This window comes from Caproiciproducens sp. CPB-2 (assembly GCF_036287215.1).
In the GTDB taxonomy this organism is placed as follows: Bacteria; Bacillota; Clostridia; order Oscillospirales; family Acutalibacteraceae; genus Caproiciproducens.
Map to the genome: position 1 here is coordinate 982,873 of NZ_CP142860.1, position 15,965 is coordinate 998,837.

Sequence of the window (15,965 nt, forward strand, 5' to 3'; positions counted from 1 at the left end):
GGTTCATTTCAAATTAATAGAGATCAATATCCACATGGCTGACCTCGCGTTTGATATCTTTCCCGAGAAAGATACCCGCGATCTGGGAAAAGCCTTCCATCCGGTCGCTGACGTAGAACGAGCAGTCGCCGTCCGCGCTTCTGTCGCAGAGAAGCCCCTGTTTCCTCAGCAGGGCGGAGCAGTAAGCGGCGGTTTCCCGTCCGCTGTCTATCAGGGTCACGCCGCTGCCCATGACTTCGGAAATGATATGCCGGATAATCGGATAATGCGTACAGCCCATAATCAGGGTGTCGATTCCGGCTTCCCTCAGCGGGGTCAGGTAGCGCTGCGCGACCAGACGCGTAACCTGCTCGTCTTCGGCGATCCACCCGCTTTCCACCAGCGGGACGAACAACGGGCAGTCGCGGTCGAAAACTTCGATTTCGGGGTTGATGGCCGCAAGCTCGCGGCGGTACGAACCGCTGCGGATGGTCGCCGTGGTGGCGATGACGCCGACCTTCCCATTTCTGGTGGCTTTCCCGGCCGCGGCCGCGGCCGGTTTCAGCACGCCGGTGTAGGGAAGGGTCAGCTTTTCGCCGATTCCGGGTGCAACCGAACTGACGGTGCCGCATGCGGCGACAATCATTTTCACATTTTTGGATTCCAGAAACGCCATATCCTGTCCGGCGTATTTCATAATCGTTTCGCGGCTTCGCGATCCGTAGGGAACGCGGCCGGTGTCGCCGAAATAAATAATGTTTTCGTGCGGCATGATGTGCAAGAGCTCTTTTACGGCGGTCAGCCCGCCCAGCCCGGAGTCAAAGACGCCGATCGGTCTGTTGTCCATTCTATTCCATCGCTCCAAAATGATTTATTAATATTGTGTCCGGATTTCAAAGGAAAGAGACACCAGCCTGTCGAGCAGCTCGCCGTAAGGGACGCCGGAAGCCTCCCACAGCTTCGGGTACATGCTGATGGAAGTGAAGCCCGGCAGGGTGTTCAGTTCGTTCAGAATGACCTCTTTGCCGTCTCGTACGAAAAAGTCCACGCGGGAAAGGCCGGTGCAGCCCAGCATATAGTAAGCCCTGCGGGCGGTGGAACGGATTTCTTCCATCACCGCCTCGTCGAGATGCGCGGGGATATAGAGCTGGGACGTTCCGGATTTATATTTGTCGTCGTAGTCGTAAAATTCAGCGGAAGCCGCGATTTCACCGACAACGGAAGCCTCCGGCTCCGCGTTGCCCAGTACCGCGCACTCGACCTCCTGGCCCACAATGGCCTCTTCCACAACGATCTTGTCGTCCTCGCGCGCCGCTTTTTTCACCGCTTCGTCAAGCCCGGCCTCGCTGCTTACCTTGCTGACTCCCACGGAGGAACCCGCGTTTGCCGGTTTCACGAAGATGGGATATCCAAGCCTTGCGTCGATCTTCCGCTTGATTTTCTCAGCGCCGGTTTTGTATTTGTCCGTATAGAACCAAAGATATTTTGCCTGATGGATGCCCGCCGCGGTTAGCAGCGTGTGGGTGACCGCCTTATCCATGCACACGGCGGAAGCAAGCGCGCGGCAGCCGACGAACGGAATCCCGCTCAGCTGCAGAAGCCCCTGTATGGTGCCGTCCTCTCCGTTTTTGCCGTGCAGGACGGGGAACACGCAGTCCACCTTGATCACGTCAAACCCCATTTTCCCGTCTACCACGATTCCGCGGATGCTTCTGTCGGGGGCGATAAACGCGGGTTGGTTGAGCGGGTCGCGCTCCCAGCGCCCGTCGGCGATTTCCTCCGGGGAGCCGCTGAACAGATACCAGCGTCCGTCCTTCGTAATGCCCAGACAGACGATTTCATATTTCTCTTTCGGCAGGTTGTTGATGACCGATGCCGCAGAAATGCAAGATACTTCGTGTTCGGATGAGCTGCCGCCGAAAATGACGGCGATCCTCTTTTTATTCATAATTATCCTCCAAAGCTCTGCTCTTTTCCTAATTTATATCATAATATATAATCCTACAAATACATATCATACCACAAGGCTTTTAGCGGTGCAATCGGAATTTTATTAAATTGTATGGTGACAAAAAAATGTTTATGTAGTATAATTTATAAATATCGTGAGCCATACTATCTTTGGTTGAATATAGAAGAAAAATACAGGTGCATACCGGGGTCCCGCCAGTGCGGACAAGCGGTGTGCGGAAATACAGATTCAGGAGTGATTTGTTTGGAGCAGAAGGCATTTGACCTGATTGCTGAAAAAGTCGGCGCGGTTTTAAACGGACAGGGATTCGTAAAGGCCGGTGAGGAACAGGAAGGCAGCGGCCGTTCGGTGCTGTTTAAAGGGGAGAATACCGCCTACAGTATTCTTTATCATCAGGACAAAAAGCGCTTTGAGCTTCGAACCTGCGATGCCGAGGACGGGGAGCCGGACTTAAAGTGGAAGTCCATTTCCATCTGGCTTTTTGACCCCGAGACGGACAGCCTGACCGAGGCCGACAGCATTGTGAACGACTTTATAGAGACCATTGAAGGGCCGAAGCGCGTGGCGGCGGCCAAAACGAAAAAAAAGCGCAAGAAAGACGACGAAAACAATGCCGACCCGGTGTTTTTCTTCAACCGCTTCGTCGGTATTTTCCCGGAGCTGAAAGAGGAGCTCAACGGCGAAAGAAATCAGTACGAGGAAGTGCGCGCGATTCATTTCGCAAAGGAGCGTCTGGTGCCGAAAATTGACGCGCTCTGCGCCCAGGGAACAAAAACGGACAGCATCAAGCGCTGCTGCGACCTTCTGAACGACATGTACGCCAACGGCGACATGGACGTGCGCTCCATTATTACGATCGTGGTATTGAACGGCGTGAGCGACCGGGCGGCGGAAAATATGAAGCCGATGTTCAGCGACGATCTGAAAAAAGGCTATGCCGCGGGGCTGAAATTCAAGGGGAAAGTGGTAAAGCCCGAAAAGAAAAAGAAAGAAAAGAGATTTGTCGCGGCCAATCTGAACGACATGAAATAAAGACGGGAAATCGGGGCGGGCAAAATCCGCTCCGTTTCGTAAAAAAAACTTGACAGATTCCACACGAGATGCTATGATGTTTATACCTCATAAAGGGGTTATTTTTTTGCACCCTTTTAAGAGGGAGGCTGAGGCCTTAAAAAAGGCCTAAATATTTTTCCGTATAACGGGAGGTGCCGTCATGAGAGTTAAAATCACATTAGCCTGCACTGAGTGCAAACAGCGCAACTACAACACGATGAAAAACAAGAAGAATGATCCGGACAGGCTTGAGATGAACAAGTACTGCAGATTCTGTAAGAAGCACACTCTTCACAGAGAGACGAAGTAAGCCGGACGGAGGGACGAAGAATGGCAGATACATCCAAAAAAGAAAACTTTTTTGCGAGAACGGGCAAGAATGCTTCCAAGTTTTTCCGCGACTGCAAAAATGAGGTAAAAAAGATTGTATGGCCCACACCGCAGGCGGTATTTAGGAATACCGGCGTCGTTTTGGCAACAATATTTCTGATCGGCCTGTTTATCTTTGGACTCGACACGTTGCTCATGAACCTGCTTGGGTTGATTATGAATGTTGCAAAGTAGGATAAGCGGAGGAAATTACGATGCCTGAAGACGCAAAATGGTATGTTGTTCATACCTATTCCGGGTATGAGAACAAGGTAGCCTCTAATCTTGAAAAGACTGTGGAAAACCGTCAGCTCCATGATTTGATTCAGGAAATCCGTGTGCCGACGGAAACTGTTACGGAAATCAAAGATAACAAAAGGCGCGATGTCGAGCGCAAGATTTTCCCCGGTTATGTTTTGGTGAAGATGCTCCTAACCGATGAGTCATGGTATGTTGTCCGCAATATCAGGGGCTGTACGGGCTTTGTCGGCCCGTCGTCCAAGCCCATTCCGCTCACGGATGAAGAAGTGGCGAAGCTGGGCGTTGAACAGAAGGAAATCGAGGTTTCTTACAGCGTCGGCGATTCCGTACACATTATCGACGGCCCGTTGGAGGGTTTTGTCGGTACTGTCGAAGAAGTCGACGTCGACAAAAACCGCGTCCGCGTAACAGTATCCATGTTCGGGCGCGAAACACCGGTTGAGCTTGAACTGAATCAGGCTGAAGCGATGGAATAATATTTCACGATAATTTGCGGGAGACCGCTGATTATGAGGGGCATTGCCCCTGTGGGAGGAACGGATAAACTCAAAGCATCCGCTCCGCCATCTACCACGAATTTTGGAGGTGCAAACAAATGGCTCAAAAGGTTACGGGCTTGATTAAGCTCCAGATACCTGCTGGCAAGGCTACCCCGGCGCCGCCTGTAGGACCGGCTCTCGGTCAGCACGGCGTCAACATCATGGCGTTTACAAAGGAATTCAACGAGCGCACGAAAAATGACGTAGGACTGATTATTCCTGTTGTCATCACCGTTTATGCGGATCGTTCGTTTACCTTTATCACCAAGACCCCGCCTGCTGCCGTCCTGATTAAAAAGGCCTGCGGTATTGAGAGCGGTTCCGGTGAACCGAACAAGAAAAAGGTAGCAAAGATCACACGCGAGCAGGTCAGAAAGATAGCTGAGACAAAGATGCCCGATTTAAATGCGGCTTCCGTTGAGACAGCCATGAGCATGGTTGCCGGCACAGCACGCAGCATGGGCATTGAAGTCGTAGATTGACACCCGGGTGGGAGGAACTTTTCTACTCCGATTTTACCACTCAATAGGGAGGAAAACCAATGAAACACGGTAAAAAATACGTTGAAGGCATGAAGCTGATCGACCGTACAAAGCTTTATGATGCAAACGAGGCTCTTGACCTCTGCGTCAAGACCGGGACATCCAAGTTTGACGAGACCGTTGAGGTCCATGTCAAGCTGGGCGTAGACAGCCGCCACGCTGACCAGCAGGTCCGCGGCGCGATCGTACTGCCGAACGGAACCGGTAAAAAGGTCCGCGTACTGGCGATCTGCAAAGGCGACGCCGCCAAAGAAGCCGAGGCTGCCGGTGCCGAGTTCGTCGGCGCCGAAGAAATGGTACAGAAAATCCAGTCCGAAAACTGGATGGATTTCGATATTTTGATCACGACTCCGGACATGATGGGCCTTGTCGGCCGTTTAGGTAAGGTTCTGGGCCCCCGCGGCCTGATGCCGAACCCGAAAGCCGGTACGGTTACCCGCGAGATTGGCAAGGCAATTGCCGACGCCAAAGCCGGTAAGATCGAGTACCGGCTTGACAAAACCAACATTATCCACTGCACAATCGGCAAAGTTTCCTTCGGCGGTCAGAAGCTGCTCGAAAACTTTGACGCCTTGCTCGGCGCAATCGTAAAGGCAAAGCCGGCCGCTTCCAAGGGCCAGTATATCAAGAGCTGCGTCGTGGCTTCCACAATGGGCCCCGGCGTCAGAATCAACCCGAACAAGGTTGGCGTCTGATTCCGAAAGGCTTGACAGGCCGCACGGTCTGTGATAGTATAATATTCGCTGTTCTTTATTCCAAAGACAGCAGGCGCATTTGCTTAATGGGTTTTGCCCAGCCTGCCGAGGATAGAGGCCGATACGCATTGTTATGATGATGTATTTATGCCCTTTCCGCGGTCATGCGGGAAGGGCTTTTTCATTTTCCTGCGCGCCGCATTCCAACTGACGGAGGTGAATACATTTGCCAAGTGAGAAGATTTTAGAGCAAAAAAAGCAGGCGGTTGCCGCTTTGACCGAGAACCTGAAGGGCGCATGCACCGGTGTCATCGTCGACTATAAGGGCATCACGGTCGCTCAGGACACAAAGCTCCGCAAAGAGCTGCGTGAAGCGGGCAGCGACTACATGGTCGTCAAGAACACCCTGCTGCGTCTTGCGTTGAAGGACGCCGGGATCGATGGCCTCGACCATGTTCTTGAAGGCACGACCGCTCTGGCAATCAGCAAGGACGATTATGTTTCCAGCGCAAAGATCCTCGCTAAATTTGCTGAAACCAGCAAAACATTTGAACTCAAGGCCGGATTTGTCGACGGCGGCGCCATTGACGCCGACGGAGTCAAAGAACTGGCTGCCCTGCCTTCCAAAGAGGTTTTGGTTGCAAAAGCTCTGGGCGGCTTGAACGCTCCTATTGCGGGCTTCGTTACTGTGCTGAGCGGCACAATGAAAGGCTTGGTCGTCGCTTTGAACGCAATCGCGGAAAAGCAGGCTGCCAACGCATAAGGTTTCCTAAAAATAAAAATTTTGGAGGTAATTCACAATGTCTGATAAAGTTGTAAAATTAATTGAAGATGTAAAATCCCTTACTGTTCTTGAGCTTTCCGAGCTCGTAAAGGCTCTGGAAGAGGAGTTCGGCGTATCCGCTGCCGCTCCGGTTGCCGTTGCCGCCGCCGCTGCTCCGGCTGCCGCCGCCGCTGAAGAGAAGACGGAGTTCGACGTCGTCCTGAAGGCTGTCGGTCCCAACAAGATCCAGGTCATCAAGGCTGTCCGCGAGATCACGGGTCTTGGCCTGAAAGAAGCAAAAGAGCTTGTTGACGGCGCACCGAAGGCTGTTAAAGAGGGCGCTTCCAAGGACGATGCAGAAGCCATCAAAGCAAAGCTTGCCGAGGCTGGCGCAGAAGTCGAAGTTAAATAATTCCATTTCCAATACAAAAAGCCCTGCTGTTTTAACAGCAGGGCTTTTTTCTGTAATTCCATAAAAAGCCCCCGGCAACGCCGGGGGCTCAGCTTTGCTCTGATCACATTTTCCTGTATTTCTTTACTCTGCGCAGGTTCTTCTTTTTGCGGTTGTAGATCAGCGCAAGGACAATGTAGATGATGACCAGCAGAACGATCACCGCCGCGATGACGACGAACCAGACGGAAGTGAAAATGGCCTTGACGGTATTGGCGGAATGCAGCAGTTCGCTGCGCTCAACGCTTTCCGCGGCCACCAGATTGACGGTCGTCAGCTTCTGATTGGCATAGCTGAGGGTCGCCGTTCCGATGACCTGCCCCCTTTTGACGGGCGCAGTGACGGCGTCGGGGACGTTCTTGGTGACGATGACGCTGCTTGCCGACACATTCATCGGCAGCATCGCGGAATAATCCTTCTCAGCCACGAGCAGCAGCTTATCCTTGTTCCAGGCGTCCTTCAGCTTGACCTCGCCGATGGACTCCTCGCTGTTCAGTATATTTTTCAGCTCCAGATTTTTAAACGCCCACTGGTAAAGCTTCTTTGTATCGACCAGTTCACCCCGTGTCTTGATCTGTTTGCCGTTCGCGTCTACGGACGGCGCGCCGAGCGCGACGCACAGATAGCTGTAGCCCTCCGCGGTGGCGGAAGAAACAAGACAGTAGCCGGACTCGTCGGTGTGGCCCGTTTTAATGCCGCGCGCGTACTGGTAATAATACTGGCTTCCCGTGTTTTTATCGATCAGCAGGTTGGTGGTGGAAAGGGTACGCAGGGTCCCCGCCCCCGGACCGCCCACCGGTTTGTAGGAAGCGCGCGCCTGTGAGGTGATCTCGGTAAAATGCGGCAGGGTCATCGCGTATTTCGTCATCAGGTAAAGGTCGTGCGCCGTCGTGTAGTGGTTCTCGTCGTGAAGGCCGTGCGGGTTGGTGAAGTGCGTACCGGTACAGCCCAGCTCCTTTGCCTTCGCGTTCATCATATCGACAAAGGCGTCGATATCTCCTTTTCCCACATAGTCCGCCAGAAACAGCGCCGCGTCGTTTCCGCTCGGCACCAGCATGCAGTTCATCAGCTGAAGGGCGGTCAGCTCGTCGCCGACCTTGATATTGGACATGGAGCTGCCCGTCCCGAGAAGCGTGTCCATGACTTCTTTGGTAATCGTTATTTTCGTCCCTTCGAGGTCCTTAATATGTTCGCTGGCAACGATAAAGGTCATAATTTTGGTAGTGGAAGCGGGTTCCCGGCGTTCATTTGCGTTTTTCTGATAAACGACGGTGTCCGTGTCCAGATTGACCAGTTCAATGGCGGCGCAGTTCGGTTCAAAATCAATATTGAAGGTGGCCGCGGCCGCCCTGACGGGCGAAAACAGAACCAGAATCAGAAGGATGGAAACAGACAGGAATTGGCGCGTTTTTTTCATGGAACTTTTTCCTCCGATGTGATATTATATGTGTAAAGTTTGATATTATCAGGGGCGTACAGACCTGTAGATTAGTATAACAGCATTTCTGCGAAAGATAAAGGGCAGTTTGGAAATGTAATTAAATTGTAAGATTTGATGGGGGAATCACAGTGATTTACATAACAGGGGATACTCACGGCGAAATATGTCGTTTTGACTCGGGTCAGGCCAAGAAGCTGAAGAAGGGGGACACGCTGATTGTATGCGGTGATTTCGGCTTCCTCTGGGACGGCGGCCCGAAAGAGGAAAAGAATCTGAAAAGGCTGGGCAAGAAAAAATACAACCTTCTTTTTCTTGACGGGACCCATGAAAATTTTGATTTGCTGGAGCAGTATCCCGTGACGGAGTGGAACGGCGGCCGGGTGCAGAACATCAGCGGCAACCTGTATCACCTCATGCGCGGACAGGTCTATACCATAGAAGGGAAGAAGCTGTTCGTGTTCGGCGGCGGGGAAAGCACGGAAAAGCAGATGCGCATCGCCGCGGGAAAATGGTGGGAGCGCGAAATGCCGAGCATGGAGGAAATGCGCGAGGGCGTCAGGAACCTTTCCGCGGTTGATATGGCGGTGGACTATATTCTGACCCACGAACCGGCCCCGAAGGTGATGTCCCATACGGTGAATCCCAAGGAAAGCACCAATCAGCTGGAGGCATATTTCGAGCAGCTGGTCAAGCAGGTCAAATTCGAGAAATGGTTTTTCGGCTCCATCCATATCGACCGGAAAATCACCACCAAAAATTATGCGGTGTTCAATGACATTATCCCGGTGGAGCCTCCGCAATACAAGAGATTCCGATCATAGCGGCTGGCAGGACAGATTTGCGGCGGAAAATGATATACAAAGAGACGATCTCAGCAAAGTGCGCCTTGAAACGGATTCACCGATCAAGGCGCATTTTTATGCAATATTTTTGCTGGAGCCATTTTTCAACAGCCGCAGCCGGCGGATGCTTAATCCGCCCTGTTTTCAAACAGCTGTTTTACTTCCGCACGCAGGCCCCGGTGCTGCGGGGACTCCAGCTCGGCGTCCATGCTCAGAATTTCCCGCGCAACGGACTGGGCTTCTTTCAGCAGGTCCATATCGTGGACCATGTCGGCGATCTTCAGCTCCGGCAGTCCGTGCTGCCTGTGGCCGAAGAAATCGCCGGGGCCGCGCAGCTTCAGGTCCTGCTCCGCAATCTGAAAGCCGTCGTTGGTCGCGCACATGGTTTTCAGCCGCGCGACGGTTTCTTCGTTCTGAGCGTCCGATATTAAAATGCAGGTGGACTTGTATTTTCCGCGCCCTACGCGCCCGCGCAGCTGGTGCAGCTGGGAAAGGCCGTACCGCTCCGCGTTTTCGATCAGCATCACAACCGCGTTGGGCACGTCCACCCCGACCTCCACAACGGTCGTGGAAATCAGCACCGCGATGTTTCCCCGCGCAAAATCCGTCATAATGGCTTCTTTTTCCCTGGGCTTCATTTTTCCGTGAAGCACGCCGACCGGATAATCGGGAAGCCACCGGGTCCTTACTTTTTCAGCGTATTCGTTCACGCTCGCCATATCGTTCTGCCCTTCGTCGATCATCGGGCAGATGATGTAGCACTGTCTGCCTTCGTCGATATGCTTCCGGATAAAACGGAACGCCCTCAGGCGTTTATCGCCCGTAATGGCGTAGGTGTCTATTTTCTGCCGGCCGGGCGGAAGCTCGTCCAGAATCGAAATATCGAGGTCGCCGTAGATCATCAGCGCGAGCGTGCGCGGGATGGGGGTGGCGCTCATGACAAGCATATGCGGATGGTCGCCCTTGGAGGCGAGAGCCGCGCGCTGCGCCACGCCGAAACGGTGCTGCTCGTCCGTGATCACCAGGCCGAGGCGTCGGAACGCGACGTCTTCGGAAAGGAGGGCGTGCGTGCCGATGACAAGCTGGATCTCTCCGTCCAGCAGTCCCTGCAGAATCTCCCGCTTCTTTGCGGCCGGCATCGAGCCGGTCAGCAGCGCGACGCGCGTATCCCGCAGCAGGGCGGACAGGGAAGCGTAGTGCTGCTGCGCCAGTATTTCCGTGGGCGCCATCAGCGCCGCCTGCATCCCGTTTTCAACGGCGCAGCAGCAAAGCGCCGCAGCGACCGCGGTTTTTCCGGAGCCGACGTCTCCCTGGATCAGCCGATTCATCGGGAATCCGCTCATCATATCCGCTACGGCTTCTTTTACGGCCCTTCGCTGGGCCTGTGTGGGCTCAAAGGGGAGTAAGCCGTAAAAACGTTCGGAACAGTCGCAATCGAGCCTCAGAGGGCTTACAGAGCGGCTGCGGCCCTTCAGCCGGAGAAGACCCAGCTGCAGAATGAGCAGCTCTTCAAAAATCAGGCGTTTCCGGGCGGTTTCCACCGCCTCCATATCCTGCGGCAGGTGGATGTTTTCCAGCGCGAACCGCAGCGGGCAAAGCCCGTACTTTTCCCGGATTGCTTCCGGAATCGGGTCGCGTATCCTGTCCGGAAGCAGATCGAGGGCGCTTTTGACCGCGTTTTCGATCATCCGGCTGGTCAGCCCCAGCGTCTGATGATAAACGGGCCGGATAGGGGGACAGACCGCCGCGCGCACAAATTCCGGCGTGGTCATTTCCCGTTTCAGGAAATTGGCGGTTACCTTTCCGTAAAATACGTATTCCTCGTCCGCCTTCAGCATGGAAGGAATATAGGGATTGTTGAAATAGGTCAGCTCCATATCGCTTTCGCCGTCGGTGACCGTTACCTTGCAGATCATCATTCCGGCGCGGATTCTCGTTTCCTTCGGCCGTTTCAGAACGGTCGCCCGTACGGCGCAGGGCTCGTTCAGCGGAGCCAGGCGGATCGGATAGGGGCGGCTCAGGTCCTCGTAGGTACGGGGGTACAGACGCAGCAGAGCGCCGACGGTCGGCGCGCCGAGCCTTTCAAACAGCTTGGCACGCTTTTCGCCGACGCCCTTCAGGTCGCGGATATTTCTTTCAAATAAAGAACGCATCATTCAATAGAAACAATAAAATAATACACCGGCTGGCCGCCGTTGACGAGCGTAACCTCGGTTTCGTTGCCGACCCTGGCCTTAATCCGGTTGTAAGCCTCGTTTGCCTGTTCCTCCGTAACGTCCGCCCCGTAAATAATAGTAATGAACGAAGTGCCGCGGGTAATCATGGAGCGCGTCAGTTTGCTGCAGGTATGGACAATATCTTTTTCAATCAGTTCCAGCTTGCCGTTGTTCAGGCCCAGAATGTCGCCCGCCTTGATTTTGTGGCCGCCGAATTCGGAGTCGCGCGCGGCGAAGGTGACGGAAGCGGTCGAGACGTTGGAAGCGGCCTCCATCATCGCGACGGTATTTACTTCCGTGCTTGCGTCCGGATCGTAGGCGAGCATGGCGGAAAGGCCCTGCGGGATCGTGCGGGTGGGCAGGACGATTACCTTGCGGTCGTTCACAAGCGGGATGGTCTGTTCGGCCGCCATAATGATATTCTTGTTGTTCGGCAGAACCAGAACGGTTTTTGCGGGAGTCGCCAGAATCGCGGCCAGAAGGTCGTTTGTGCTGGGATTCATGGTCTGCCCGCCGCTGACGACGTGCGTGCAGCCCAGGTCGGTAAAAAGGGTTTTCAGGCCTTCTCCGGCGGCAACCGAGACAAACCCGACCTCATCGGCTGGCTCCGCAGGTTCCAGGGAAGCCACGGCCTTTGCCTTTGCCTCTTCGTTTGCCTCCGCGGCCTTCCGGTGCTGTTCCTTCATGTTTTCTATTTTCACGGTCAGCAGCTGGCCGAATACCAGAGCCGACTGCAGCGCGTTGCCCGGTTCTTCCGTATGCACATGCACTTTGATAATGTCGTCGTCGTCCACCAGAACCACGCTGTCACCGATGCTTTCCAGGTAGCCGCGAAGCTCCTGCGGGTCTTTCTTGCATTCAAGGTCGCGTCCCACGATAAATTCGGTGCAATAGGTAAAGTTGATGACCTGATCGAATTCCGCGGCGGCGTTTCTGAAAAAGTCGGTTTCAGCCGCCTGCTCCTCGGGGGAGTCCGCTTCATTCATAATGATGGTACCGTCCTTAAAGACGCTCAGCATTCCGTCCAAAATATAACAGAGTCCTCTTCCTCCGGCATCGATTACTCCCGCCTTTTTCAGTACGGGCAGCAGCTCCGGTGTTTTTTCCAGCGCTTCGGCAGCGCCCTTGCAGATCGCGCTCCACACATAAACGGCGTCGTCGTCAATGGCCGCGGCCGCCTTGCCCTTTTCGCTGGCAACGCGGGAAACGGTCAGGATGGTTCCTTCCGTCGGCTTCATCACGGCCTTATAGGCGGCCTCCACGCCAATGCCCAAAGCGTTGGCAAGATCGGTGCCGCTGACCTCCTCCATTCCCTCAATGCCCTTGGAGAACCCGCGGAACAGGATGGAAAGGATGACCCCGGAGTTGCCCCTTGCGCCGTGGAGCATGGCGGAAGCTGCGGTGTGCGCGACTTCGCCCGCGTTACTGCTGGTATTTTTTGAGAGCTCGCGGGAAGCGGAGCTCATTGTCATGGACATGTTGGTCCCCGTATCTCCGTCGGGAACAGGGAAGATGTTCAACTCATCGACCGATGTTTTATGCTTTACGATATTGTTAGCGCCTGATATTATAGCGTTTCTCAGGTCAATTCCATTTATCACCATTCAGCACTCCCTAAATTTCACTTATTGCATTACCTTATTTTTCATCTTAATATTATATCATAGTGCACAGGCAGATTCAATCTTAATTTCTCACGGCCTTCCGGCGCGGTGAAAAAAGGGCATAAGGAGCCATAAAAAATATCCTCACATCATGTGAGGATATCAATACGGGTCGGTACTATCTGGGTTCAACAATCAATTTGATCGCCGTGCGTTCTTCATTGTCAATCACTACGCTGGCAAAGGCTGGGATGCAGACGACGTCGATTCCGGACGGGGCAAGGTATCCGCGTGCGATCGCAATGGCCTTAATTGCCTGATTGGCGGCGCCGGCGCCGACAGCCTGCAGCTCGACAGACCCTGTTTCGCGAATCACTCCTGCGACTGCGCCCGCAACGGAATTTGGCGCTGACTTTGACGATACTTTCAATATTTCCATAGGCCATCCTCCAGACTATGCAAAATCATAGTATCATCATAAAACGAAACACAAAGTTTTGCAAGTAGTATTTACCAAAAACACGTAAATTATGAAAAAAAAACTGTAAAAACCAACGAATTGCTGTTATTGGATCTGAATCCGCTCCACAGAGACGGTTTTTCCGCTTTTTTCATCGACCTGAAACAGGGCGCATTCCATTTTACAGTTGCCCTCGGCCAGCGCAAAACGGACTGGCATTTTCGTCCTCATTTTCTCTATGACCAGCTCGGGCTTTACGCCGAGCACGGACTGGATGGGTCCCGTCATGCCCAGATCCGTGATATACCCGGTTCCCTGCGGAAGCACACATTCATCCGCGGTCTGAACGTGGGTGTGCGTGCCGAAAACCGCCGAAACGCGCCCGTCCAGATAATAGCCGAAGGAACGTTTTTCCCCGGTCGCCTCCGCGTGAAAGTCCACCAGCGTGATTTTGGGCATGTCCGCAAGCAGGCGGTCGGCCGTGTCGAACGGGGAGTCCAGGCTCTCCATGTAAATCGTCCCCATCAGATTGATGACGCCTATCTGGATCCGTCCCATGTCCACAATGCAGGCGCCCCTGCCGGGGACCGAGGACGGAAAATTCGCGGGACGAATCAGATATTCGCTGGAATCAAACAGCTCGTAGCTTTCTTTGCGGCGGAAGCTGTGGTTGCCGGCGGTGATCACATCCACGCCGCTGTCATACAGGAACTGGACGGAAACGGGCGTCAGGCCGTTGCCGTCGGCGGAATTTTCACCGTTTGCAATGACCAGATCGATCCCTTTCATTTTTTTGAATACCGGGAGATGCTGGCGAAGAAAGCGGCAGCCGATGCTGCCGACAACGTCGCCGATTGCAAGAATATTCATTCGAAAGCCTACCTTCTGTATGGATGCCCCCAGTGTTCCTGCGGGCTCTTCTGTAATAATTCATTGTAATTGTAACAGTTTATTTTTATCAAGTAAATCCCTAAATACGCATTGACGCCGGTCCGGTTGACGTCAAAAACAGGCCAAAGCGGTGAGAATTCCCAGTAACAGAAGGGCGCGGAAGAAATGAATATGGGGAACAGCTTTCGCTGTTCCCCAAAAACTTCTCCCCAATGCGCCGAAGCGCCCTATATTACGCTCCGCCGCTTATGCGCCATTCAGTACGTTCCGCCCAGTTACTTCGCGTACTCAATCGCGCGGCTTTCACGGATTATGTTTACCTTGATCTGTCCCGGATATTCCAGCTCGTTCTCAATCTTGTTGCAGATGTCGCGGGCCAGAAGCACCATTTTGTCGTCGCTGATCATTTCGGGCTTTACGATGACCCGGATCTCTCTGCCGGCCTGAATCGCAAAGCAGCGTTCCACACCGTCAAAGGAAGAGGCGACTTCCTCCAGCTTTTCAAGCCGTTTGATATAATTTTCAAGGTTTTCACGCCTTGCGCCCGGCCTGGCGGCTGAAATTGCGTCTGCCGCCTGTACTATGCAGGCGATGACTGTTTTAGGCTCCACATCGTTGTGATGCGCGTGAATTGCGTGGATAACGGTTTCGCTTTCCTTGTATTTGCGAGCCACGTCGACGCCGATGTCGACATGGGAACCTTCAATTTCATGGTCGAGCGATTTGCCGATATCATGCAGCAAACCGGCTCTGCGTGCGATTGTAGGATCCAAACCAAGTTCGGAAGCCATCACACCGGATAAAAAAGCAACTTCCAGCGAATGATTCAAAACATTTTGTCCGTAGCTGGTGCGGTAACGCAACCGTCCCAGCAGTTTGATCAGCTCGGGGTGGATTCCGTTCACTCCGGCCTCGATCACGGCACGCTCGCCTTCCTGTTTGATGGTGGCATCCACCTCGCGGCGCGCCTTCTCTATCATTTCCTCTATTCTTGCGGGATGGATTCTGCCGTCCGCAATCAGACGCTCCAGCGCAATGCGGGCTACCTCGCGGCGAACAGGCTCAAAGCTGGAAAGGGTAATCGCTTCCGGAGTATCGTCAATAATCAGATCGACACCGGTCAGAGTTTCAATCGCCCGGATATTTCTTCCCTCACGTCCAATAATACGGCCCTTCATTTCATCATTTGGCAGCGGAACAACAGAAATGGTGGCCTCCGCCACATGATCCGCCGCACAGCGCTGAATTGCCATCGAAATGATTTCCCGCGCGGATTTGTCGGCGTCTTCCTTGGTCTGCTGTTCAAATTCCATCAGCTTGACGGCCTTTTCATGGGTGAGCTCGTCTTCCAGATTCTTCAGCAGATAATCCTTCGCCTGGTCCACGGTGAATCCGGAAATCCGCTCCAGCATATCAAACTGGCTTTTCTTTACGGCTTCCGCTTCGGCAAGCCTTTCATCCGCCTGTTTGTTTTTATTGGTCAGGATTTCGTCTTTCGCTTCCAGACTTTCCATTTTTTTATCCAGGGTTTCTTCCTTCTGCTGGATGCGGCGTTCCTGACGCTGTACTTCTTTTCTGCGTTCATTCAGCTCGCGTTCCGACTCGTTTCTCAAACGGTGGATTTCGTCCTTGCCCTCTAAAACAGCTTCTTTCTTTTTGGCTTCGGATGATTTAATCGCGTCGCTGATGATTCTTTTGGCTTCCAGCTCAGCGGAACCGATGGTAAACTCGGCCTGCTTTTTCCGGTGGGCGATTCCGCCTAAGAAAGCAATCACGCCTGCAATCACCGCGCAGACCAGCGCGATGATAATACATGTTAGCAAACTAACAGTGGCTGTGGTCAATTGTTGGCACCTCCTTGTCTTTCTTACTTTTTCAATATTCTTA

17 protein-coding genes and 1 other annotated feature are annotated in these 15,965 nt (G+C 53.4%); of the genes, 9 read left to right on the top strand and 8 right to left on the bottom strand.

Annotated features, from left to right (window positions below; translation table 11 throughout):
- Positions 1-13: 13 nt before the first annotated feature.
- Both murI and VXK30_RS04825 read right to left on the bottom strand, forming a co-directional pair.
- Positions 14-826 carry a glutamate racemase gene (murI, locus tag VXK30_RS04820; RefSeq protein ID WP_275712929.1) on the bottom strand — a complete coding sequence of 271 codons (813 nt, stop codon included), beginning with the start codon at positions 824-826 and terminating at the stop codon, positions 14-16.
- A gap of 27 nt (positions 827-853) precedes the next feature.
- The gene (locus VXK30_RS04825; protein ID WP_275712928.1) at positions 854-1,927 is read right to left on the bottom strand and encodes a D-alanine--D-alanine ligase family protein; all 1,074 of its coding nucleotides are present in this window, start codon (positions 1,925-1,927) and stop codon (positions 854-856) included.
- 267 nt (positions 1,928-2,194) lie between these two features.
- Here VXK30_RS04825 and VXK30_RS04830 point away from each other — a divergent pair, with 267 nt between their 5' ends.
- The 8 genes from VXK30_RS04830 to rplL all read left to right on the top strand — a co-directional run bounded on the left by VXK30_RS04830 (position 2,195) and on the right by rplL (position 6,585).
- Positions 2,195-2,983 carry a DUF7674 family protein gene (locus VXK30_RS04830; RefSeq protein ID WP_275712926.1) on the top strand — a complete coding sequence of 263 codons (789 nt, stop codon included), beginning with the start codon at positions 2,195-2,197 and terminating at the stop codon, positions 2,981-2,983.
- A gap of 181 nt (positions 2,984-3,164) precedes the next feature.
- A complete protein-coding gene (gene rpmG / locus VXK30_RS04835; protein ID WP_038323165.1) occupies positions 3,165-3,314 on the top strand; it encodes a 50S ribosomal protein L33 in 150 nt (49 codons plus the stop codon).
- Positions 3,315-3,334: 20 nt separating this feature from the next.
- Positions 3,335-3,568, top strand: coding sequence for a preprotein translocase subunit SecE (secE, locus tag VXK30_RS04840; protein WP_275712923.1), 234 nt, complete (start codon positions 3,335-3,337; stop codon positions 3,566-3,568).
- A gap of 20 nt (positions 3,569-3,588) precedes the next feature.
- Entirely contained in the window at positions 3,589-4,110 is a 522-nt protein-coding gene (nusG, locus tag VXK30_RS04845) for a transcription termination/antitermination protein NusG (protein WP_275712922.1), read from the top strand.
- Positions 4,111-4,229: 119 nt separating this feature from the next.
- Entirely contained in the window at positions 4,230-4,655 is a 426-nt protein-coding gene (rplK, locus tag VXK30_RS04850) for a 50S ribosomal protein L11 (RefSeq protein WP_038323170.1), read from the top strand.
- A 59-nt stretch (positions 4,656-4,714) separates the two neighbouring features.
- Complete coding sequence (rplA, locus tag VXK30_RS04855) at positions 4,715-5,410, top strand: 50S ribosomal protein L1 (RefSeq protein ID WP_275712921.1); 696 nt, start codon at positions 4,715-4,717, stop codon at positions 5,408-5,410.
- A gap of 42 nt (positions 5,411-5,452) precedes the next feature.
- Positions 5,453-5,602 (top strand) — a sequence feature (ribosomal protein L10 leader region).
- Positions 5,603-5,636: 34 nt separating this feature from the next.
- Positions 5,637-6,173 carry a 50S ribosomal protein L10 gene (gene rplJ / locus VXK30_RS04860; protein ID WP_275712919.1) on the top strand — a complete coding sequence of 179 codons (537 nt, stop codon included), beginning with the start codon at positions 5,637-5,639 and terminating at the stop codon, positions 6,171-6,173.
- A 37-nt stretch (positions 6,174-6,210) separates the two neighbouring features.
- Entirely contained in the window at positions 6,211-6,585 is a 375-nt protein-coding gene (rplL, locus tag VXK30_RS04865) for a 50S ribosomal protein L7/L12 (RefSeq protein WP_275712917.1), read from the top strand.
- Between the two features lie 103 nt (positions 6,586-6,688).
- Here the strand turns inward: rplL and VXK30_RS04870 are convergent, their stop codons facing one another.
- Positions 6,689-8,041 (bottom strand): D-alanyl-D-alanine carboxypeptidase family protein, encoded by a 1,353-nt coding sequence (locus VXK30_RS04870; protein WP_275712915.1) that lies wholly within the window; start codon positions 8,039-8,041, stop codon positions 6,689-6,691.
- Between the two features lie 152 nt (positions 8,042-8,193).
- On the opposite strand from VXK30_RS04870, the gene VXK30_RS04875 reads away from it, so the two are divergent.
- Complete coding sequence (locus tag VXK30_RS04875) at positions 8,194-8,886, top strand: metallophosphoesterase family protein (protein ID WP_275712914.1); 693 nt, start codon at positions 8,194-8,196, stop codon at positions 8,884-8,886.
- A 149-nt stretch (positions 8,887-9,035) separates the two neighbouring features.
- On the opposite strand, the gene recG is transcribed toward VXK30_RS04875, so the two are convergent.
- The 5 genes from recG to rny all read right to left on the bottom strand — a co-directional run bounded on the left by recG (position 9,036) and on the right by rny (position 15,889).
- Positions 9,036-11,063 (bottom strand): ATP-dependent DNA helicase RecG, encoded by a 2,028-nt coding sequence (gene recG / locus VXK30_RS04880; protein WP_329494234.1) that lies wholly within the window; start codon positions 11,061-11,063, stop codon positions 9,036-9,038.
- Entirely contained in the window at positions 11,060-12,724 is a 1,665-nt protein-coding gene (locus tag VXK30_RS04885) for a DAK2 domain-containing protein (RefSeq protein ID WP_275713216.1), read from the bottom strand. Before VXK30_RS04885 ends, recG begins: the two co-directional genes overlap by 4 nt.
- Before the next feature lie 181 nt (positions 12,725-12,905).
- A complete protein-coding gene (locus VXK30_RS04890; protein ID WP_038323180.1) occupies positions 12,906-13,166 on the bottom strand; it encodes a stage V sporulation protein S in 261 nt (86 codons plus the stop codon).
- Between the two features lie 126 nt (positions 13,167-13,292).
- Complete coding sequence (locus VXK30_RS04895; protein ID WP_275712912.1) at positions 13,293-14,057, bottom strand: TIGR00282 family metallophosphoesterase; 765 nt, start codon at positions 14,055-14,057, stop codon at positions 13,293-13,295.
- 296 nt (positions 14,058-14,353) lie between these two features.
- The gene (gene rny / locus VXK30_RS04900) at positions 14,354-15,889 is read right to left on the bottom strand and encodes a ribonuclease Y (RefSeq protein ID WP_442867951.1); all 1,536 of its coding nucleotides are present in this window, start codon (positions 15,887-15,889) and stop codon (positions 14,354-14,356) included.
- Positions 15,890-15,965 lie beyond the last annotated feature (76 nt).